Below are 19,686 nucleotides of genomic sequence, written 5' to 3' on the forward strand. Positions count from 1 at the left end.
CCTCAATGTGCAGGGGCAGGCAGCGCGGCCAGGCGCATGAAGACGTTCACGCCGGTGGTGTCAGTCCACAGCTGCTCGACGCTTGCGCGCTCCGGTGCCACGGCCCGCATCCCAGCTTCGTCACGGTAGATCAGGTGCCATTCCAGCACATGCTCCATCACATTGCGGTCCGGGTTGCGCTCATGCACATTGGTCACCAGCACCTCGCCACCGGGGCGCGTGCGGCCGATGAAGTACTCGAGCAGGCGGTTGCACACCTTGTCGGACAGGTAGTCGAAGAGCCCTGCACAGTAAACGAAATCGAACGGCGCCTCGGGCAACTGGCGTGCGCCGGAGCTGCGTTTGAGCAGGTTGTGGACAGACTCATGGACGAACTCCACCTCGACGCGCACACCGCGTCGAGCGCAGGCCTGGTCGATCATGGACCGCGTATAGGCCAGCGTCTCCTCGCTGAAGTCCATCAATGTGAACATGAAGCGCTCGGGCGATGGATGCTGCGCGATGAGCCGCTGGATCTCGACCGCAGGGCCGCAACCCACGTTCAGGATCCGCACCGGTCCCTCGTTGCCAGGCCGTTCGGTCTGGGCTGACAGGCTGTCCACCAGGATGTCGATACGGTTGCGGTGGGCCGTGGCCACCGGCGCGTTCAAGAAGAAGGTGTTGATGATCTGGAAGTAGGTGCTGGCACCGTCGCGCGGATCGCTCAGCATCTGGTTGACCATCTGGTAGTCGCCCGCATAGCCCAGCGGCTTGGCGAAGGTGCGGTAGACAAAGGGCGCACGCAGGATCAGCGGGTGGATCGCCGTCTGCGCAAAGCTGCGGTGGCTGGTCTGCAGCGGCGCAGGCACCGCGCCTGCCACTTCTTCGAGCCGGTCGAAGTAGTCGCGGGTGCGCAGCATCAGCGGCTCGGCGATCTCGAAGAACACGTCCTTGCGCAGCTTGCCCTCGGCGTCCTTGGGCAGCGTGGCGGACATGTCGGCCTGGTCGACCCAGCGCGACACATCGGACAGGTAGGCGCGCAACTCGCTCACGGCGACCTGGTAGGACTCGCCGATGTGGAAGCGCTGGTTCCACTCGTCGACGAAGGCCCTGGCCTGCTGCGAGAACGAGGCCGGGTCGTGGCCCAGCACGGCCAGTTCGTCCCACTCGTCGATCAGCGTGACCGAGACCACTGCCATCAGCCCGGTGTTGAGCAGGCTCACCACCACGGCCTTGCCGCGGTAAACCGGCCGCTCGCCCGCACGCACGGTCAGCTCGCTGAGCACCTCGCTGACCTGGACGATGGAATAGGGGTTGTAGACCTCCATCACCAGCGAACGCCGCTGGTGGTTGGTCAACACCCCGCGGACGACCTCGCCCTGGCTGTTGCGGAAGGTGATGACGGCATCGATGGCACGGGGAGACAGCACGGTGCAGACCTCGGCAGGCGGAGAAGACGAAACGGTGCGCGCACCTCAGCGCGCGGGCAGCAGGCGGCAGCGCTCAGTCGGCCGCGCCATGGCACTTCTTGAACTTCTTGCCGCTGCCGCAGGGGCAGGCATCGTTGCGGCCCGGCTGGGGCTGGTCGTGGCGCACCTGCGCCACGCGGGGGCCCAGCGCCAGGCCGGTGGCACGCAGGTCGTAGACGGCCCAGACGGCTTCGCCAAAGGACTCCAGGCGGTCGGCCGACATGCTGGGCGGGCCCTGCTCGCCATCGTCGCCGACGTAGGCCGACACCTCCAGGGGGCCCTCGTCGTCCTCGCACAGCGCGGCCACGTTGCCCAGGGCCTCGTCGATGGTGCTGGCGATGTCCTTCTCGCGGCTGGGCGCCAGCCATTCGTCCGGCCAGCTTTCCACCACGAGCATGAAGCCCAGCGCCCACAGCTGGGCGAAGGAGGGCAACTGGGCCAGTGCCTCGGCCAGCGCGGCCTCGTCGGCATCGGGCAGGCCCAGGGCTTCGGCACGCTCCTTCGGCTCCAGCTGGGCCATGGCGCTGCGCACGTCCAGCACCTGCGGGCAGTAGGCACGTTCGTCGTCCAGCTGCTGGACCTCAGCGTCCAGCGCGGTGGCGATCTCCTGCCAGCGCCGCGTCCACAGGGCCTCGAACTGCGCGCGCACGGCGGCGTCCGGGAACAGTTCTTCCAGCGGTTTGTCCGATTCGAACAGCACCGGCCAGTAGGCGCTCGGTGCCACGGGGCTGCGGCAGCACACCAGCGCGGCCAGGAAGCCCTCGCACAGCTCCCACTGCGGCGCCTCGACGTCCTGCTCACGCAGGGTGTCGAGCCAGGCGTCGAGCTGGTCGAAGTCCTCGGGCTGGAGCGCGGATGCAGGCGAAGGAGCGGCAGGGGCGGAGGCGGGTAGGGTCATCTTGGTCCAGGCCGCACCGCCCAGGCAACGACTGCCTGGCAGTGGGCGAAATCAAAGCGCCGGGTCTCATGAACCCAACGCATGCCGCATGCGCGTTGCGCATGCTTACATGTAGGAGCAGTGTGCCAGCTTCGCAGCGTCCTCGACACCGTGTAGCGCAGCGCCTGCATGACGCTTGGTAAGCAACTGTTGCAGAACGTCGACGCCCAGGCCCGCGAGCCGCGTGCGCGTGGCGAGCACCGCACGGTCCTTGCTCAGCAGCAGGGCGCGGTGGGCGACGGCGAGATCGATGAAGGGCTGGTCGTCCGGATCGCTGCAACGCACGGCCACCGACGGCACGGCCTGCACGGTCCGGCTGGCCGCATCGAAGGCCGCGAGCACGGCTTCGGCCGAGCGGCCATGGGCGTGACGCCAGGCCAGCAGGTGGGGATAGTCGAGCACGCGCGCGAACTCTGCGCGCATGCCGGGTAGCACCAGCCAGTGCAGGCGGCCCTGCGCCAACGCTTGTTGCAGCTCCGCGGTGCGGGGGTCCTGGAACAGCAGCAGGTCCAGCGCGACGTTGGTGTCCAGCACCACGGCGCGGCCGGCTTCAGCTGGCGTCATGGCCCTCGGCCGCAGGCGGGGCGGCTGCGGCAGGCGCACCACGTGCCGAGCCGGCGACCAGCTCGAAGCGGAACAGACGGCATTCGATGGGCCCGTTCCACATCGGCACGCGGCGCGATTCCTTCAGGCGCATGCGGCTGGGCAGCTTGGCGTCCGGCGTCAGCACCCAGGCCGTCCAGCCCGCGTAGTTGCGCTTCCAGTGGGTGGCCAGCTGCGGAAAGAAGTCGCCACCGTCGTCCGTCTGCGCGGTTTCGCGGCCACCACGCTGCGCTTGTCCGAGCCGGCTGCCGGCCACGCCGGCCACGGCGATGCGCTCGCCGTAGGGCGGGTTCAGCAGCATGGTGCCGGCCTCGGCCGGGGGCATGCGCTGCAGCGCGTCGCCACCGCGCAGCTGCACGGCCGCGGCGACACCGGCGCGCTGGGCGTTGCGCTGCGCGAAGTCGACCATGCGGTGGGCCACGTCGCTGCCGAACACGGTGGTCGTCGGGGCGTGCTGGGCGGCCTGGGCGTCCTCGCGCAGTGCAGCCCAGACATGCGCCTGGAACGGCGCCAGCCGCTCGAAGCCGAAGCGCCGGTTCAGGCCCGGCGCGATGCCGCAGGCGATCTGCGCGGCCTCGATGGCGATGGTGCCGCTGCCGCAGCAGGGGTCGTACAGCGGCGTCTGGGCGTCCCAGCCGCTGGCCGCGAGCATGGCGGCGGCCAGGGTTTCCTTGAGCGGGGCGTCGCCCTTGTCTTCGCGCCAGCCGCGCTTGAACAGCGGCTCGCCGGAACTGTCGATGTACAGCTGCAGCCGGTCGGTGGTCAGGTGGGCGTAGACGCGCACCTGGGGAAAGCGCGTGTCCACGTCAGGCCGCGAACCGGTCTTGTCGCGGAAGCGGTCGGCGATGGCGTCCTTGATGCGCAGCGCGGCGAAGTTCAGGCTCTGCAGCGGGCTGTGCTGCGCCGTGAGTTCGATCTTGAAGCTCTGGCGCGGCGTGAACCAGGCTTCCCAGGCGACGTTGGAGGCGATCGCATAGAGATCCTGCTCCTGGCGGTAGTCGCCGTGGGCCAACTCGATCAGCACGCGCTGGCACAGCCGGCTGTGCAGGTTCAGCCGCATGGCGTCGCGCCAGGAGGCGGTCAGCCGAACGCCGGCACGGCGGGCCTGGACGGGCGCGCCGGCGATGCGCGCGGCCTCGTCGGCCAGCATGGCTTCGACACCTGCCGCACAGGGCAGGAACAAGCGCAGGTTTTGCATTTCAGTGCTCCATGGCGCCGCGCGCCGCGTGCCAAGCACAAGGTCGGCTTGCACAGCGCGGTTCAGAAGGCCGCGGAGCAGGCCATGCCAGCAGACGCCGCGGAACGGGCTCTGCCCGGCCGCTGGCGGCGCCCCTGGAGGGGGATGGGATGGCTACACGCAGTGAGCCATCCAAACGGGGTGGACTCATCACAGCGCTTTGCGCAGGTTGGTGGGGGCGATGCGCAGGGCTTCGCGGTACTTGGCGACGGTGCGGCGTGCGCACTCGATGCCCTGCTCCTTGAGCATCTCGGAGAGCTGGCTGTCCGACAGCGGCTTCTTGCTGTCCTCGGCCGTGACGAACTGCTTGATCAGTGCGCGCACGGCCGTGCTCGAGGCGTTGCCGCCGGTCTCGGTGCCCAGCGAGGAACCGAAGAAGTACTTGAGCTCGAAGGTGCCGAAGGGCGTGGCCATGTACTTGGCCGTGGTCACGCGGCTGATGGTGGATTCGTGCAGGCCCAGCTCGTCGGCAATCTCGCGCAGCACCAGCGGGCGCATGGCCAGCGCACCGTGCGTGAAGAAGTTCTTCTGCCGCTCGACGATGGCGTTGGACACGCGCAGGATGGTGTCGAAGCGCTGCTGGATGTTCTTGATGAACCAGCGCGCCTCCTGCAGGCGCTGCTGCAGCGCGGCGGTGTCGGAGGCCTCGCGGCCGCCGCCGCGGTGCTGTTTGAGCGCGTTGGCGTAGATGTCGTGCACGCGCAGGCGCGGCATCACGTCGGCGTTGAGCTGGGCACGGAAGCGCACGTTGGCGCCGCGGCCGCTCTTGACGACGATGACGTCGGGCACGATGACATTGCGCTCCACGTCGACGAACTTGCGGCCGGGCTTGGGCTCCAGCCGCGTGATCAGCGCCAGCGCGGCCTTGATGCCGGCTTCGTTGTCGCCGCACAGGTTGGCCAGGCGGCGCAGGTCGCGCCGCGCCAGCAGGTCCATGGACTGGCGGCACATGCGCAGCGCCGTGCGCCGCAGCGGGGGCGGCACCTCGTCCTCGGGCAGGGCGCGGATCTGCAGCGCCAGGCATTCGCCCAGGTTGCGCGCGCCCACGCCGGGCGGCTCCAGGTTCTGCAGCAGGCGCAGGGCCACGGTGAAGCGGTGCACGAGTTCCTCGTGCGCCTCGGGGTCGTCGCCGGCGAAACCGGCGGCGAGCTCTTCCAGGCTGTCTTCGAGGTAGCCGTCCTCGTTGAGCGACTCGATCAGGAAGCGCAGCGCGGCCGTGTCCTCCTCGGACAGGCGCAGCGACAACGCCTGGCGGTGCAGGAAGCTGGTGAGCGACTCCTGGCTGCGCGCCAGCTCGGTGGCATCGGCCTCGCCGTCCTCGCCCTGCGTGGCGCCGTTGCGCGGCAGCGCATCACCGCCCCACTCGCCGTCGTCGGGCGCCACGTCGTGGGTGCCATCGCCGCCCCAATCGTGCTCGTCGGCCTGTCCGGTCAGCGGCGATTCGGATTCGTTGCGGTTCTCGGCCGGCGCCTCGGTGGCGTAGTCCAACCCGCTGGACAGCACGGCCTCGGTGTCGCGGTCTTCCTCGCGCACCGGGGTGTCGGCCTGGGCCAGGCCGAAGTCCTCGCCCGGCGCCTCGTCCATGGATTGCTCCAGGAACGGGTTCTCGTCGAGCATCTGCTCGACCTCCTGCGACAGCTCCAGCGTGGACAGCTGCAGCAGCCGGATCGACTGCTGCAGCTGCGGGGTCAGTGCCAGGTGCTGGGAGACGCGGAGCGAAAGGCCTTGCTTCATCGGGGCGGGGGGCCTTACATCCGGAAGTGCTCGCCGAGGTAGACCCGGCGCACTTCGGCGTTGTCGACGATCTCCGCGGGCGTGCCCTTGGCCAGCACCCGGCCTTCACTGATGATGTAGGCGTGGTCGCAGATGCCCAGCGTCTCGCGCACGTTGTGGTCGGTGATCAGCACGCCGATGCCACGGCCCTTGAGGAAGCTCACGATGCGCTGGATCTCGATCACGGCGATCGGGTCGATGCCGGCGAAGGGCTCGTCCAGCAGGATGAAGCGCGGCTGCGTGGCCAGCGCGCGCGCGATCTCCACGCGCCGGCGCTCACCGCCGGACAGCGACAGCGCCGAGGAGTCGCGCAGGTGGTCCACGCGCAGGTCCTGCAAGAGGCCGGTCAGGCGCGCTTCGATCTCCTTGCGGGTGAGCGTCTTGCCCTCGGGCGTGCGCTGCAGTTCCAGCACGGCGCGCACGTTCTCCTCGACCGTCAGCTTGCGGAAGATCGAGGCCTCCTGCGGCAGGTAGGACAGGCCCAGGCTGGAACGCCGGTGGATCGGCATGTGCTCGACCGACTGGCCGTCGATGGCGATGTGGCCGCCATCGGCCCGCACCAGGCCCACGATCATGTAGAAGGAGGTGGTCTTGCCCGCGCCATTGGGGCCCAGCAGGCCCACGACCTCACCCTTGTTGACGGTCAGCGAGACGTCGTGCACCACCTTGCGGCTGCCGTACGATTTCTCCAGCTGGCGCGCCACCAGGCGGCTGCCACCCACCTCGCCGAAAGCACTGTCCGCGGCCCCCACCTCAGTTCTTCTCCGTGCTGCCGAGCCGGGTGCTGGGCTTGAGCGGCGCGCTCGGCTGTGCCGGGGCCTTGGGCGCGCTGGCCGATGGCGCCGGCGACAGCATGGCGCGCACGCGTGCGTCGGGGTTGGTGCTGCCGGGCTTGGCCGCATCGACGGTGAAGACCTCGGTCACGTTGTTGTAGACGATGACGTTGCCCGTCACCTCGTCGTTCATGGTGCTGCCGACGAAGCGGCGCATCACGGCGCGGCGGGTGAAGATGACCTTGTCGGCCTTGCCGTCGTAGTCGATCACCTCGCCCTGGCCCTCGACATACTCGTCCACACCTTCGCGCTTTTCGCGGTAGTAGGCCAGCTCGCCCGGCGCCGCGGTGATGGTGGCGAACTGGTAGCCCTGGGCGTCCTTGCGCACCTCCACGCGCGCGCCGCGCGCCAGGATCGTGCCCTTGGTCACGACCACGCGGCCCGTGAACACATTGACCTGCTTGAGGTCGTCGTAGCGCATGGCATCGGCCTCGACGTTCATGGGCTTGTCGCGGTCGGCACGTTCGGCCAGCGCCAGTCCGGAAGACAGGGCAAGGGCCAGGCTGACGAGGAAGGAGGCGGTGGTGGGTTTCATGAAAGGCACGAATCTTGCTCGGCCATTGTAGCGGGCGTGAGCGAATGCAAAAACGACATGGCCCGCTGATGCGGGCCATTGTGCAGTGCAATATCGCCGCAGTCTACGACTTGGCCTTGCCGCGCTGCTCGACGATCAGTTGGTCCGTGACCGTGAGGGCGCGGTTCATGTTCTGCGCCAGCGTGCCGTCGGTGTAGTAGCGGCCGTTGATGCCGATGGCGGGCACGCCGGCCAGCTTGTAGGCGTCCTGCAGCTGGGTGGCCTTGCGCACCTTGGTGGCGACGTTGAACGAGTTGTAGACCTCGGTGAACTTGGCCTTGTCCAGGCCCTGGCTGGCAGCCCAGGCGATCACGGTGTCGTCGGTGTTCAGGCGCTGCTTGTCCACGTGGATGGCGTAGAAGGCCTTGCGGTGCAGGTCGTCGACCTTGCCCAGTGCTTCCAGCGCGTAATAGAGCTTTTGCAGCGGCACGAAGTCGTTGCGGAAGGCCACGGGCGCGCGGCGGAAGGCCACGTCCTTGGGCAGTTGCTTGACCCAGGACTCCAGCGCCGGCTCGAAGGCGTTGCAGTGCGGGCAGGCGTACCAGAAGAACTCGACCACCTCGATCTTGCCTGCCGGGGCTTCGGTGCCGGCTGGCTTGTCCAGCACCAGGTAGTCGGTGCCGGCCTTGGCTTGCGCCCACACGGCGGGGGCCTGGGTCAGGCCCAGTGCGGACACGGCCAGGCCGGCTTTCGAGAACTCACGACGTTTCATTGGTTTCACTCCTAGGGCCGGTGTGACCGGCATCGGTCGCAAAAAGTTTCAATCCGCAAGGGGCTTCAGCGCTGCACGCGCACCAGGGCCGAATCGGCACCCGTGCCGTCCAGCCGCGCCTTGGTGCGTTCGGCTTCCTCGCGGGAACGGTAGGGGCCCATGCGCACGCGGTAGACGGTGCGCCCGGCCTGCTCGCGCTCGGTCACCCGGGCTTCCAGGCCCATCATGGCCAGGCGCGCGCGCTGGGCTTCGGCATCGTCGGCCGTGCGGAAGGCACCGGCCTGGACGAAGTAGTCGAACGGGTCTGCCGCCGGGGCCGCGGCGGGCGCGGGCGTGCCGCCCGCGCGGGCGCGCGCCAGGTCGCCGAGTGGATCGGCCGAGGGCGCGGCAGGCCGCGCCGTGGCAGGCGCACTGTCCACGCGTGGTGCGGGAGCGGGGGCCGGCGTGGCCACCGCGGGCGGCGGCACCGGCGTGGCTGCGGGCACGGACGCGGGTGCCGCCGGGCGTGCCGGATTGCGACCGTGCAGCGGCGCGTTCGGGTCCCAGTTCTGGTTCTTGCGCGTCTCGGCGTCGTCGTCGACCGGCCGGCCCGACGGGGTCTTGCCGCTCATGAAGGGCACCGGCACCTTGGTCACGTAGACCGCCATGGCCAGCGCCGCCACCAGGCCCACGACCACGCCGGCGATGAAGCCGATGATGGTGCCGCCGGTCTGTCCCCGCCCCACCTTGGCGCCGGACTTGGCCGCCGGCCGCTTGCGTTGTTGTGCTTGCGTCATCGGGGTGTCACATCTTCTCGGGCGCGCTCACGCCCAGTTGCGCCAGGCCGTTGTGCAGCACCTGCGCCGTGGCCGCGACCAGCGCCACACGCGCGGTGCGCACGGCCGGCTCGTCGACCAGGATGCGCTCGGCGTCGTAGTAGCTGTGGTAGCAGGAGGCCAGCTCGCGCAGGTAGAAGCTCACGTCGTGCGGCGCGAAATCCGTCGCCGCGCTGGTCAGCATGTCGGGGTACCTGGCCAGCAGCTGCATCAGCGCATCGGCCTGCGGGCTCTGCAGCGCCGACAGGTCGGCACCGGCCAGGCTGGCGCGGTCGCCGCCCCAGGCCGCCAGCACCGAGCAGATGCGCGCATGGGCGTACTGCACGTAGTAGACCGGGTTGTCGTTGCTCTGGGCGATGGCCAGGTCGACGTCGAACACGTACTCGGTGTCCGGCTTGCGGCTCAGCAGGAAGAAGCGCACGGCGTCCTTGCTGGTCCACTCGATCAGGTCGCGCAGCGTCACGTAGCTGCCGGCGCGCTTGGAGATCTTGACCTCCTGGCCGCCGCGCATGACGCGCACCATGGTGTGCAGCACGTAGTCGGGGTAGCCCTCGGGGATGCCGACATTGGCCGCCTGCAGGCCGGCGCGCACGCGGGCGATGGTGCCGTGGTGGTCCGTTCCCTGGATGTTGACGACCTTGGTGAAGCCGCGCTCCCACTTGGCGATGTGGTAGGCCACGTCGGGCACGAAGTAGGTGTAGCCGCCCTCGGACTTGCGCATCACGCGGTCCTTGTCGTCGCCGTAGTCGGTGGACTTGAGCCACAGCGCGCCGTCCTGCTCGTAGGTCTTGCCGGAGGCCTGCATGCGCGCCACGGCGGCATCGACGCGGCCCGAGGTGTACAGGCTGGACTCCAGGTAGAAATTGTCGAAGCGCACCTGGAAGGCCTTGAGGTCCAGGTCCTGCTCGCGGCGCAGGTAGGCCACCGCGAATTCGCGCACCGAATCGAGGTCGTCCACGTCGCCGCTGGCGGTCACTTCGCGGTCGTCGGCCTTGACGGTCTTCTTCGCGAGGAAGTCGGTGGCGATGTCGCCGATGTAGTCGCCGTTGTAGGCGGCCTCGGGCCAGCCGGCATCGCCGGGCTTGACGCCCCTGGCGCGCAGCTGCGTGGAGTTGGTCAGCGTGGCGATCTGCACGCCGGCGTCGTTGTAGTAGAACTCGCGCCACACGTCCCAGCCCTGCGACTGGTACAGGTTGCAGATCGCGTCGCCCAGCGCCGCCTGGCGGCCGTGGCCCACGTGCAGCGGGCCGGTCGGGTTGGCAGAGACGAACTCCACCAGCACCTTGCGGCCGTTGGCCGGCTGCATGCCGAAGCGCTCGCCCTGGGCCAGCACCTCGCGCACCACCTGCTGCCTGGCCTCGGGCTTGAGCTTGAGGTTCAGGAAGCCAGGACCGGCGATGTCGATGGCCGCGACCCATTGCGCCACGGCCGGCTGCGCCAGCAGCGCGGTGCGCAACTGCTCGCCGAGCTGGCGCGGGTTGAGCTTGAGCGGCTTGGCCAGCTGCATGGCCGCGGTGCAGGCCAGGTCGCCGTGGGCGGCGACCTTGGGCGTTTCGAAGGCCGCGCGGGCGCCGGCGCCGGGGGAAACCTGCTCCAGCGCGGCGCCCAGCGCGGCCAGCAATTCTTGTTTGACGGAGAACATCCGCGGGATTTTAGGTGGCGCCATCGCGCCGACCGGTTACACATCGGGCTCAGGGCGCGCCCACCGGCAGTGCGGCGTAGGCCAGGGTGTCCGGCACGGGGCTGGCCGGCGGCTGCGCCAGGCCGCGGGCGACCAGCCAGCGGCCCTCCACCGCCAGCGTCTGGCCGCCTTGCAGCCAGGGCAGCGGTGCCGCATCCGGCAGGCGCTCGGCCAGCAAGTCGGCATGCTGGCTGGCCGGTTCTGCGGCGCGTGCGGTCTGCACCTGCAACCACCCGCCCTGCGGACCGGCGTGCGGCGACGCCAGCGTGCAGACCCAGCGCGAGAGGTCGCACAGGACGGGACGCATGCGCGCGCTCCAGGGCGTGGGTTCGCGCAGCAGGCGCTGGTAGGCGTCTTCTTCCAGCACCCGGGCATCGCGCAGGCCGTACAGCGTGAGGTAGCGCGGGCCGGGTTGCGGCCATAGGGCGGCGTAGCGCCGCGCCCACTGCATGCCCGGCACCGTGAGGCGCTCGGGCACATGCTCCTGGGCATGCCAGCGGTTGTATTCGGCCTCGTGCGCGGGGTCCACGCCGTTCCAGAGCGCCAGCAGCGCCGTCGCTTCAGGCATCGCCCGCCTCCGGGCACAGCAACACCTTGCTGGCCTGCTTGCCATGGGCCAGCGCGAAGCCCTCGTGCGCCCGGGCCAGCGGCAGCACATGGCTGACCATGGGGCGCAGCACGGCGTCCATCTCGCCCATCAGCGCGAGTGCCAGCGGCCAATCGGACTCGGGCGGGCGGAACGAGCCGCGCAGCTGCTGCTGGTTGCGCACCAGCGGCGTGAGGTCCAGCGTGAGCGGCCGGGCGTGGATGCCAGTGACGACCACGGTGCCATTGCGGCGCAGCAGCGCCAGCGCCTCGGTGATGGTCTCGGGCACGCCGGTGGCCTCGAACACGAGGTCGAAGGGTGCGCCACCCGTGTAGGGCCGCGTGCCCTCGGCCAGCGACTGGGTCTTCACATCGACCAGCGCCTCGAAGCCCATGGCACGCAGCGCGTCGAAGCGGGCCGCGTCGTCATAACCGCTGACCACGACCTGGCTGGCGCCCGCACGCCGGGCCAGCGCCGCAATGCCCTGGCCGATGGTGCCGGGGCCCATGACCAGCACGCGCAGGCCGGCCACGTCGCCCGCGGTGCGCAGCGCCTGCATGGAGATGGTCAGCGGCTCGGTCAGCGCGGCCATTTCATCGTTGAGGCTGTCGGGCACGGGCACGCAGTTGCGCTGCGGCACGCGCACCCAGGGCGCGAAGGCACCGTCGCGCGTCATGCCGATGCCGCGGCGGCGCTCGCAGGCGTCGTGACGGCCGTCCGTGCAGGCGGCGCAGACGCCGCAGGTGACCGAAGGCCGCACCACCACGCGGCGCCCGGCCAGCGGGCCGTTCTGCGCCACGCCCACGAACTCGTGGCCGATGGTGACGGGGATGCTGGGCGCGATGAAGGCGTAGCTCGGCGTCCAGTCGTCCACATGCAGGTCACTGCCGCAGATGCCCGTGGCGCGCACGCGCACCAGCACCTCGTCGGGCCCAAGCTCGGGCACGGGGACCTCGACCAGTTCGAGCCCGGCCGCCGGGCTGGTTTTCTGCAATGCAAGCATGGCGCTCAATCGACGGTGATGCCGACCTTCTGGATGATCGCGCCCCACTTCCTGCCCTCGGCCGCGATGAAGGTCTTGAAGCTGTCGGCCGTGCCGCCGCCGATGACCAGGCCCTGCTTGGCGAAGGCCTCGCGCACGCCGGCATCCTGCATCACGGCATTCACATCGGCGTTGATGCGGGCCACGACCTCGGGCGGCGTGCCGGCGGGCGCGAACAGCCCGTTCCAGGCCAGCGCCTCGAAGCCCGGGTAGCCCTGCTCGGCCACCGTCGGCACATCGGCCATGCCATCCATGCGATGCAGGCTGGTGGCGGCCAGCAGCCGGATGCGGCCGCTCTGGATCAGCGGCAGCAGGGCCGGCGCCACAGTGAACAGCCCATGCGTCTCGCCCGAGGCCAGCGACAGGCCGGCCGGCGGCGAGCCCGCGAACGGCACGTGCGTGGCCTCGAAGCCGGCCGTGCTGCGGAACAGCTCCATGGTCAGGTGCGAGGAGCTGCCGGCGCCGACCGAGGCGTAGCTGACCTTGCCGTTCTGCTGTTTGGCCCAGGCCACGTACTCGGGCAGGCTCTTGGCGGGGTTGTTCGACGGCACGGCCAGCACATTGGGCTGCGAGGAGGTCAGCACGATGGGCAGCAGATCCTTGGCCGGGTCGTAGCTCATCTTCTTGACCATGTACGGCCCGAACGCAATCGGCCCGTTGAAGCCGATGCCAAGCGTCGTGCCGTCGGCCGGTGCCTTGGCCACCACGGCCATGCCCAGCATGCCACCGGCACCGGCCTTGTTGTCCACCACCACGGGCTGCTTCCAGCGCTCGCGCAGCTTCTCGCCCAGCGTGCGGGCGATGAAGTCCAGCGAGCTGCCGGCCGGCGCGGGCACGACCAGCTTGACGGGTTTGGTCGGCCAGTCCTGTGCCGTGGCGGCCAGGGCCAGGCCGCCAATCACGAGGGCGAGAAATTTCTTCATGGGCTTGTCTCCGAAAGAAGGGATTGCGGGCCGGATTCTCGGCAGGCCGCTGCAATATTCCAAACACCGTTCGGGTATGGTTGCCATATCCACGAGGTATAGGTTGCATCCATGGAATTGCGGCATCTGCGCTACTTCATCGCCGTGGCCGAGACCGGCAGCCTGAGCCGTGCGGCCGAGAAGCTGTTCATCGCGCAGCCGCCGCTGTCGGTGCAGATCCGCCAGCTCGAAGAAGAGATGGGCCAGCCGCTGTTCGTGCGCCACCCCAAGGGCGTGCGGCTGACGGCTGCGGGCGAGGCGCTGATGCCCGAGGCGCGTGCGCTGCTCGACCGCGCCGGCCACCTCAAGGACCGGCTGCAGGGCGATGGCACCAGCGGCGTGCTGGCGCTGGGCTACGTGCCTTCGGCCAGCAGCACCGTGCTGCCCGCGCTGGTGCGCCAGCTGCGCGCCGCGCACCCGGCGCTGCGCATCGAGCTGCGCGAAATGATCAGCAGCGCGCAGACCGAGGCCCTGGTCGCCGGCCACCTGGACGCCGGCATCGCACGCAGCCCGGCACGGCATCCGCGCGTGGTGGCGCCGGCGCAGATGGACGACCCGTTCTGCCTGGTCTCACCGGCCGTTGAATCGCCCGCGCCACGCGGCGCCATCGACCTGCGCGTGCTGGCGGAGCAGGACTTCGTCGCCTTCACGCGGCACCGCGGGCCGGCCTACTTCGACCAGTCCATCCACCTGTGCGCGCGCGCCGGCTTCAGTCCGCGCATCCGCTACGAGGCCAGCACCGTGCACGGCGTGCTCGACCTCGTGGCAGCCGGCCTGGGTCATGCGCTGGTGCCGCAATCGGCCGTGCTGCTGGGGCGCACGGGCGTGGCGTTCCGGCGCATCCGCAGCCCGGCGCAGGACCAGGTGCTCGCGCTGCTGCGGCGCAAGGGCGATGCGCGCGCCGTGCCGCAGTGGCTGGACCCGGCGGTGCGGGCCATCTTTGCGCAGATGGCGCAACGTATGGCAACAGAACTGTGAAAAACCGGGTCATCCGCACGCGCATGGCGGCGTTAGAGTCTGGCCGGCTCCTGTGCCGGGCCAGCCTCTGTTCAACGCATTCGAAGGACATTCCATGTTGAAAACCGCTTCTTTCATCCTGGCCGCGGCGTTCGCGCTGTCGCTGGGCAGCGCCCATGCCGCCGACGACGCCAAGCCCGGCTCCAAGCTCGGCGCCTGCAGCAAGGAGGCCGCCGCCAAGGGCCTCAAGGGCGACGAACGCAACAAGTACCTGTCGGACTGCAACAAGGGCGTGATGGCCGCGCCGGCCGCCGAGGCCAAGAGCGGCTCCAAGCTGGGCGCCTGCAGCAAGGAAGCCGCCGCCAAGGGCCTCAAGGGCGACGAGCGCAACAAGTACCTGTCCGATTGCAACAAGGGCGTGACGGCCGCCGCCACGCCCGACAAGCCGGGCTCCAAGCTCGGCGCCTGCAGCAAGGAGGCAGCCGCGAAGGGCCTCAAGGGCGAGGAGCGCAACAAGTACCTGTCGGACTGCAACAAGGCCTGATTCCGGCCCCGCACCACAGCGGCCCCTCACGGGGCCGTCTTCACGTCTACTTGCCGAAGCCGCGCGCGAAGAACACCGCCAGCAGCGCCACCAGCGGAATCAGGTGCGCCTGCACCATCACCGTCTTGCGCGTGCGGCGCACCTCCTCGTCGGACGGCAGGGCGCCCGTGGCGCGCAGCTGGCGGCGCCAGCGCAGGTAGGTCAGCGTGGGTTTGATCGACATCAGGCCGATCACCACGAACAGCGTGACCTTGGCATGCAGCAGCGGATTGGACCAGTACCAGCCCATGCCCTTCACCCCCCACAGGGTGCGCGCCAAACCCGTCAGCAGCACCGCCACCGAGGCGATGCCGTAGAGCATGTCCACCCGCGCCAGCCGCTCCACCACGCGCGCGTTCATCCACTCCACGCGGCACAGTGCGGCCTCGCTGGACAGAAACACCACCATCGTGAAGATGGCGACCCAGTGCACATAGGCGAGAACGGTTTCGAGGATCATCGGCGCGGCCCGGATTCGTTGTACGACGGCGACAACATTGTCGCAGCCGCCCGGCAGACTCACCCCGCACAACCCACGCAGCCCGTCCGGCGCCGTTGTTACCGGTGTAAGATGCGAACAATTCTTGTTTAGATGCGAGGCGCACCGTGCCTCGCCGAACGGAGCCTTCGTGTCCGCGGCCCAGCCCTGCCTCCACCAGCAATCGATCCACACGCTGTACAGCGAGCACCATGGCTGGTTGCACGGCTGGCTGCGGCGCAAGCTGGGCGATGCCCACCACGCGGCCGACCTCGCGCAGGACACTTTCGTGCGCATCCTCACGGCCAGCCGCGCCCAGGAACTGGCGCTCCACGCGCTGCGCGAGCCGCGCGCCTACCTGACCACGGTGGCGGGCCGGGTGCTGCTCAACCACTACCGCCGCCTGTCGCTGGAGCAGGCCTGGCTGGCGGCGCTGGCCACGCAGCCCGCGGTCTTCGCCGCCTCGCCCGAGGAGCGGCTGAGCATCCTGCAGACGCTGAACGAGGTCGACGCGCTGCTCGATGCGCTGCCGCCCAGGACACGCACGGTGTTCCTGCTGGCGCAACTCGAGGGCCTCAGCTACGCCCAGATCGCCGAGCGCATGGGCATCGCGCTGCGCACCGTCAAGCGCCACATGGCGCAGGCCTTCGAAGAATGCCTGATGCAGGTGGCCTGAGCACCACCGGGCTACCCCACGGTGCGCGCCCCGCAGGCGAAGCCGAAAGCCCCTGCGTGACCACGCCACTGCCACGCGCCGTGCTGCGCATCGCGGCGCAGTGGCTGGCCTGCCTGCATGCGGGCGAGGCCACGGCCGCCCAGCGCGAGGCCTGCGCGCAGTGGCGCCGCGCCGATCCGCTGCACGAGCTCGCCTGGCAGCGCGCCGAGCGGCTGCAGGCCGCGCTCGGCACGCTGCCGCCCGCCGTGGGCCTGCAGGTGCTGGACCGCCCGAGCCGCCAAAGCGGGCGCCGCACCGCGCTGCGCAGCCTGGCCGCACTGGCGCCCGCCGTGCCCGCCGGCTACCTGGCCTGGCGCAGCGCCAGCCCCGAGACCGCGGGCTGGACGACCGCGCAACGCACCGCCACCGGCGAGCGCCGCCGCACCGTGCTGCCCGACGGCACACGCCTGCACCTGGACACCGCCAGCGCCATCGCGCTCGACTTCCAGAACGGCCTGCGCCGTGTGCTGCTGCGCCAGGGCGAGGTGCAGATCGAGACCGCGCACGATGCGCAGCAGCGCCCCTTCGTCGTCGACACGCGCCACGGCCGCATCCTTGCGCTGGGCACGCGCTTCGTCGTGCGCCAGCGCGATGACGAAGCCGGCACGCTGGTGGCCGTGCAGCAGAGCGCCGTCGAAGTGCAGGCCGCCCAGGCGCCTGGCCTGCCGCCCACCCTGGTCCAGGCCGGCCAGCAGTTGCGCTTCGATGCCACCAGCGTGCAGCCGCTGCGGCCGGCCGACCCGCAGCCGGCCGCCTGGACGCGCGGCCTGCTGTTCGCCCGCGACCAGCGGCTGGCGGACTTCGCGGCAGAACTCGGCCGCTACCGGCCCGGCCTGCTGCGCTGTGCGCCAGAGGTGGCCGCGCTGCGCATCAGCGGCGTGTTCCGCCTGGACGACACCGACGCCATCCTCGCCGCGCTGCCGCACACGCTGCCCGTGCGCGTGGTCTGGCGCACGCGCTGGTGGGTCGCGATTTCCGCCCCACTGGTGCCGCCGAGCGGCTGAATCTTTTTGCACGCGGTGGCCCTTTTTGCGTTCTCGCGTGTCATGACATCCAAAGCCAGCTTTCCCGCGCCGTGCGGAGCCAGCCACGCACGCCGTTCAAAGGAAAGCCCGCATGCACCGACATCTTCGCGCCCCCGCGCGCCCCCCGGCCTCCCCGCTCGCGCAGGCCGCCCGCCAGGCCCTGCTGGCCATGGCCCTGGCCACCGCCGGCCTGCCCGCCGCCCACGCCCAGAACACCACCGCGCTTGCCGCCTACAGCGTGCCGGCCGGCCCGCTCGGCGACGCGCTGACCCAGTTCGCCGCGACTGCGGGCGTGTCGGTGCAGCTGGACGCCACGCTGGTGGCCGGCCGCCGCAGCCCTGGCCTGGACGGCCGCTTCGGCGTGCGCGAGGGCTTCGCCCGCCTGCTGGCCGGCAGCGGTCTGGAAGTGCAGGAACGCAACCGCGGCGTCTGGGTGCTGCGCCAGGCCGGCAGCGCCGCAGCGCCGGCAGCGGCGACGTCCGCCACCGGCACCGCGCTGCCCGAGGTCAAGGTCACGGCCGAGGCCGTGCGCCAGGAGGCCGGCACCCGCACCATCCTGACCGAGGAAGACATGCAGCGCACCGGCGCGGCCAGCATCGCCGACGTGGTCCGCTACCAGCCGCTCGTGGACGTGCCCAGCACCGTGCAGGGCGCCACACGCGGCGCCAGCCGCTACGACCGCAGCGGCACCACCAACTACAACATCCGCGGCGTCGAGGGCAACCGCGTCGGCCTGGACGTGGACGGCATCGAGATGCCCGATGCCATCAGCCGCGCACCGCTGACCGCCCGCTCGGAAGACGGCACCTTTGGCATGGGGCGCGACTTCATCGACCCCTACCTGTACTCGTCGGTCGACATCCAGTCGGGCACCACCAACGCGCAGCGCTCCGCCGGTGGCATCGGCGGCGCCGTGAGCTTTCGCAGCAAGTCGCCCGAGGACTACGTCCACGCCGACAAGCCGTTCTACGCCGGCGCGCGCATCGGCTACAGCGAGGTCGACCGTTCCTGGGCCGAGGGCGTGACCCTGGCCGGCCAGAGCGGCAACCTGGGCGTGCTGCTGGCCTACTCGCGGCGCGACGGCAAGCAGGCCGAGAACCATCCCACCACCGACCTCGTCCGGGTGGCGCCGCAGGACTGGCATTCCGACGCGCTGCTGCTCAAGGGCCAGCTGCGCCTGAACCCCGAGCACCGGCTGGAACTGTCGGCCGACCTGTACCGCCGGCAGAACGACTCCACCTTCGACAGCTGGGACGCCAACGGCACGGCCATCACCGGCAGGTCGGTGCAGGACGCCCGCACCCGGCGCGACACCGTGTCCGTCTCCCACCTCTGGACACCCGGCGCGGGTGGCCTGGTCGACCGGCTCGACACCCGGCTGTACGTGCAGAACACCGACATGGACGACGTGACCGACACGGTGACGCGGGCCACCGGCGCGCTGGTCCGCGAGACCTCGCAGAACACCACGCACCAGATCGGCTTCTCCAGCGTGGCCGACAAGCGCATCGGCAACCACGCGCTCAAGTTCGGGGTGAACTACGCGGTCAACGAGAACGAGCACCCGTTCACCACCGAGCCGACGGCCTCCATCGGCGTGGCTGGCCAGCCCTTCCCCGACACGCGCACCGTGCGCCTGGGCGCCTTCGTCCAGGACACCATTGACTTCCAGGTCGGCGGCCGCCGCCTGGCCCTGGTGCCGGGCCTGCGCGTGGACCGCATCGACCCCAGCATCCGCAACACCGGCAGCTTCAACAACGACCGCGTCACACAGGAAGAGCTGGAAGAGATGTATGGCAAGGCGCCGGCGACCACCATCGTCAGCCCCAGTCTGGCACTGCTGTACGACGTGCGACCCGACCTGACCGCCTACGTGCAATGGAAGCGCAGCGGCCGCGCGCCCACCAACAGCGAGATCTTCGGCTACTGGAACAGCGGCGGCGGCAGCTACGCGCTGCTGGGCGACCGCAACCTCAAGGAAGAGACCAGCAACGCCTTCGACATCGGGTTGAAGGGCTCGCCGGTGCCGGGCGTCACCTTCGCCGGCTCGGTCTTCTACACCAAGTACAAGGACTTCATCTCCTATACGCGCTACACGAGAGCCAACAACCCTGAGAAGTTCGTCAACATCCAGGACAGCCTGTCCATCCTGTACCAGGCCGCCAACCGCGACGAGGCCCATATCTACGGCACCGAGATCAGCGCGCGGCTGGACCACGGCACCTGGGCACCGTCCGTGCGCGGCCTGTACAGCACCTGGGCGCTGGGCTACAGCAAGGGCAGTTCCAAGTCGAACTATGCGGGCGACGAGGACGTGGACCTGGACACCGTGCAGCCGGCCAAGGCCATCGTGGGTGTGGGCTACGACGCGGCCCAGAAGGCCTGGGGCCTGAGCCTCACAGGCACCTTCGTGCGCGGCAAGCAGGCCGTCGCCACCAACCGCCAGTCCTTCCAGAACAACCCCGGTCAGGAGCTGACCGATTCCACGACAGCGCTCTACAAGGTGCCCGGCTTCGCGCGCTTCGACATCGCCGGCTACTGGCGCGTGAGCAGGAACGTGCGCCTGCACGCCGGCATCTTCAACCTGACCGACAAGCGCTACTGGTCGTACTCGAACACCCGCAGCCTGCAGCCAGCCAACCCGCGCGACCGCCAGCAGATCGAAGTGTCCAGCGCGCCGGGCCGCACCTACGCGGTCAGCCTGAACGTGGATTTCTGATTTCCC

Annotated in this window: 19 protein-coding genes; 5 read left to right on the top strand and 14 right to left on the bottom strand. The window is 70.0% G+C overall.

Annotation, left to right across the window (positions count from 1 at the left end; translation table 11 throughout):
• Positions 1 to 2: 2 nt before the first annotated feature.
• The 13 genes from ACSQ4M_RS02525 to ACSQ4M_RS02585 all read right to left on the bottom strand — a co-directional run bounded on the left by ACSQ4M_RS02525 (position 3) and on the right by ACSQ4M_RS02585 (position 13,164).
• Positions 3 to 1,409: a class I SAM-dependent methyltransferase gene (locus ACSQ4M_RS02525; RefSeq protein ID WP_436188105.1), complete on the bottom strand. Its 1,407-nt coding sequence runs from the start codon at positions 1,407 to 1,409 to the stop codon at positions 3 to 5.
• A 73-nt stretch (positions 1,410 to 1,482) separates the two neighbouring features.
• Complete coding sequence (locus ACSQ4M_RS02530; RefSeq protein ID WP_436188106.1) at positions 1,483 to 2,346, bottom strand: UPF0149 family protein; 864 nt, start codon at positions 2,344 to 2,346, stop codon at positions 1,483 to 1,485.
• A 105-nt stretch (positions 2,347 to 2,451) separates the two neighbouring features.
• Positions 2,452 to 2,949, bottom strand: coding sequence for a putative toxin-antitoxin system toxin component, PIN family (locus tag ACSQ4M_RS02535; RefSeq protein WP_436188107.1), 498 nt, complete (start codon positions 2,947 to 2,949; stop codon positions 2,452 to 2,454).
• Positions 2,936 to 4,186, bottom strand: coding sequence for a THUMP domain-containing class I SAM-dependent RNA methyltransferase (locus tag ACSQ4M_RS02540; RefSeq protein ID WP_436188108.1), 1,251 nt, complete (start codon positions 4,184 to 4,186; stop codon positions 2,936 to 2,938). The genes ACSQ4M_RS02535 and ACSQ4M_RS02540 overlap by 14 nt, the downstream gene beginning before the upstream one ends.
• A gap of 189 nt (positions 4,187 to 4,375) precedes the next feature.
• The gene (locus ACSQ4M_RS02545; protein WP_436188109.1) at positions 4,376 to 5,959 is read right to left on the bottom strand and encodes an RNA polymerase factor sigma-54; all 1,584 of its coding nucleotides are present in this window, start codon (positions 5,957 to 5,959) and stop codon (positions 4,376 to 4,378) included.
• Positions 5,960 to 5,973: 14 nt separating this feature from the next.
• Positions 5,974 to 6,750, bottom strand: coding sequence for an LPS export ABC transporter ATP-binding protein (gene lptB / locus ACSQ4M_RS02550; protein WP_436188110.1), 777 nt, complete (start codon positions 6,748 to 6,750; stop codon positions 5,974 to 5,976).
• A 1-nt stretch (position 6,751) separates the two neighbouring features.
• Positions 6,752 to 7,366, bottom strand: coding sequence for a lipopolysaccharide transport periplasmic protein LptA (gene lptA / locus ACSQ4M_RS02555; RefSeq protein ID WP_436188111.1), 615 nt, complete (start codon positions 7,364 to 7,366; stop codon positions 6,752 to 6,754).
• A gap of 103 nt (positions 7,367 to 7,469) precedes the next feature.
• On the bottom strand, positions 7,470 to 8,117 hold the full coding sequence (locus ACSQ4M_RS02560; protein WP_436188112.1) for a thiol:disulfide interchange protein DsbA/DsbL: 648 nt from the start codon (positions 8,115 to 8,117) through the stop codon (positions 7,470 to 7,472).
• Between the two features lie 65 nt (positions 8,118 to 8,182).
• Entirely contained in the window at positions 8,183 to 8,842 is a 660-nt protein-coding gene (locus ACSQ4M_RS02565) for an SPOR domain-containing protein (RefSeq protein ID WP_436193957.1), read from the bottom strand.
• 58 nt (positions 8,843 to 8,900) lie between these two features.
• A complete protein-coding gene (gene argS, locus ACSQ4M_RS02570; RefSeq protein ID WP_436188113.1) occupies positions 8,901 to 10,574 on the bottom strand; it encodes an arginine--tRNA ligase in 1,674 nt (557 codons plus the stop codon).
• A 49-nt stretch (positions 10,575 to 10,623) separates the two neighbouring features.
• Positions 10,624 to 11,181 (bottom strand): hypothetical protein, encoded by a 558-nt coding sequence (locus ACSQ4M_RS02575; RefSeq protein WP_436188114.1) that lies wholly within the window; start codon positions 11,179 to 11,181, stop codon positions 10,624 to 10,626.
• Positions 11,174 to 12,202 carry a zinc-dependent alcohol dehydrogenase gene (locus ACSQ4M_RS02580; RefSeq protein WP_436188115.1) on the bottom strand — a complete coding sequence of 343 codons (1,029 nt, stop codon included), beginning with the start codon at positions 12,200 to 12,202 and terminating at the stop codon, positions 11,174 to 11,176. Before ACSQ4M_RS02580 ends, ACSQ4M_RS02575 begins: the two co-directional genes overlap by 8 nt.
• Before the next feature lie 5 nt (positions 12,203 to 12,207).
• Positions 12,208 to 13,164, bottom strand: a complete 957-nt coding sequence (locus ACSQ4M_RS02585; RefSeq protein WP_436188116.1) for a Bug family tripartite tricarboxylate transporter substrate binding protein — start codon at positions 13,162 to 13,164, stop codon at positions 12,208 to 12,210.
• Between the two features lie 111 nt (positions 13,165 to 13,275).
• Between ACSQ4M_RS02585 and ACSQ4M_RS02590 the strand changes: the two genes are divergently transcribed.
• The gene (locus tag ACSQ4M_RS02590; protein WP_436188117.1) at positions 13,276 to 14,181 is read left to right on the top strand and encodes a LysR family transcriptional regulator; all 906 of its coding nucleotides are present in this window, start codon (positions 13,276 to 13,278) and stop codon (positions 14,179 to 14,181) included.
• Between the two features lie 97 nt (positions 14,182 to 14,278).
• Positions 14,279 to 14,704: a PsiF family protein gene (locus ACSQ4M_RS02595; protein ID WP_436188118.1), complete on the top strand. Its 426-nt coding sequence runs from the start codon at positions 14,279 to 14,281 to the stop codon at positions 14,702 to 14,704.
• 46 nt (positions 14,705 to 14,750) lie between these two features.
• Here the strand turns inward: ACSQ4M_RS02595 and ACSQ4M_RS02600 are convergent, their stop codons facing one another.
• Positions 14,751 to 15,203, bottom strand: a complete 453-nt coding sequence (locus tag ACSQ4M_RS02600; RefSeq protein WP_145549233.1) for a DUF2214 family protein — start codon at positions 15,201 to 15,203, stop codon at positions 14,751 to 14,753.
• Positions 15,204 to 15,372: 169 nt separating this feature from the next.
• Here ACSQ4M_RS02600 and ACSQ4M_RS02605 point away from each other — a divergent pair, with 169 nt between their 5' ends.
• From ACSQ4M_RS02605 to ACSQ4M_RS02615, 3 genes are all read left to right on the top strand, one after another.
• Positions 15,373 to 15,897 carry a sigma-70 family RNA polymerase sigma factor gene (locus tag ACSQ4M_RS02605; protein WP_436188119.1) on the top strand — a complete coding sequence of 175 codons (525 nt, stop codon included), beginning with the start codon at positions 15,373 to 15,375 and terminating at the stop codon, positions 15,895 to 15,897.
• Between the two features lie 56 nt (positions 15,898 to 15,953).
• On the top strand, positions 15,954 to 16,940 hold the full coding sequence (locus ACSQ4M_RS02610; RefSeq protein WP_436188120.1) for a FecR domain-containing protein: 987 nt from the start codon (positions 15,954 to 15,956) through the stop codon (positions 16,938 to 16,940).
• 112 nt (positions 16,941 to 17,052) lie between these two features.
• A complete protein-coding gene (locus ACSQ4M_RS02615; protein ID WP_436188121.1) occupies positions 17,053 to 19,680 on the top strand; it encodes a TonB-dependent receptor in 2,628 nt (875 codons plus the stop codon).
• Positions 19,681 to 19,686 lie beyond the last annotated feature (6 nt).

Source organism: Pseudorhodoferax sp. LjRoot39 (assembly GCF_964253035.1).
Classification (GTDB): Bacteria; Pseudomonadota; Gammaproteobacteria; order Burkholderiales; family Burkholderiaceae_C; genus Pseudorhodoferax.

Bases quoted from the DNA above. Each gene is read 5' to 3' on its own strand.
- ACSQ4M_RS02530 (WP_436188106.1), bottom strand. From the start codon at position 2,346: ATGACCCTACCCGCCTCCGCCCCTGCCGCTCCTTCGCCTGCATCCGCG.
- ACSQ4M_RS02535 (WP_436188107.1), bottom strand. From the start codon at position 2,949: ATGACGCCAGCTGAAGCCGGCCGCGCCGTGGTGCTGGACACCAACGTC.
- ACSQ4M_RS02540 (WP_436188108.1), bottom strand. From the start codon at position 4,186: ATGCAAAACCTGCGCTTGTTCCTGCCCTGTGCGGCAGGTGTCGAAGCC.
- ACSQ4M_RS02545 (WP_436188109.1), bottom strand. From the start codon at position 5,959: ATGAAGCAAGGCCTTTCGCTCCGCGTCTCCCAGCACCTGGCACTGACC.
- lptA (WP_436188111.1), bottom strand. From the start codon at position 7,366: ATGAAACCCACCACCGCCTCCTTCCTCGTCAGCCTGGCCCTTGCCCTG.
- ACSQ4M_RS02560 (WP_436188112.1), bottom strand. From the start codon at position 8,117: ATGAAACGTCGTGAGTTCTCGAAAGCCGGCCTGGCCGTGTCCGCACTG.
- argS (WP_436188113.1), bottom strand. From the start codon at position 10,574: ATGTTCTCCGTCAAACAAGAATTGCTGGCCGCGCTGGGCGCCGCGCTG.
- ACSQ4M_RS02575 (WP_436188114.1), bottom strand. From the start codon at position 11,181: ATGCCTGAAGCGACGGCGCTGCTGGCGCTCTGGAACGGCGTGGACCCC.
- ACSQ4M_RS02580 (WP_436188115.1), bottom strand. From the start codon at position 12,202: ATGCTTGCATTGCAGAAAACCAGCCCGGCGGCCGGGCTCGAACTGGTC.
- ACSQ4M_RS02585 (WP_436188116.1), bottom strand. From the start codon at position 13,164: ATGAAGAAATTTCTCGCCCTCGTGATTGGCGGCCTGGCCCTGGCCGCC.
- ACSQ4M_RS02590 (WP_436188117.1), top strand. From the start codon at position 13,276: ATGGAATTGCGGCATCTGCGCTACTTCATCGCCGTGGCCGAGACCGGC.
- ACSQ4M_RS02600 (WP_145549233.1), bottom strand. From the start codon at position 15,203: ATGATCCTCGAAACCGTTCTCGCCTATGTGCACTGGGTCGCCATCTTC.
- ACSQ4M_RS02615 (WP_436188121.1), top strand. From the start codon at position 17,053: ATGCACCGACATCTTCGCGCCCCCGCGCGCCCCCCGGCCTCCCCGCTC.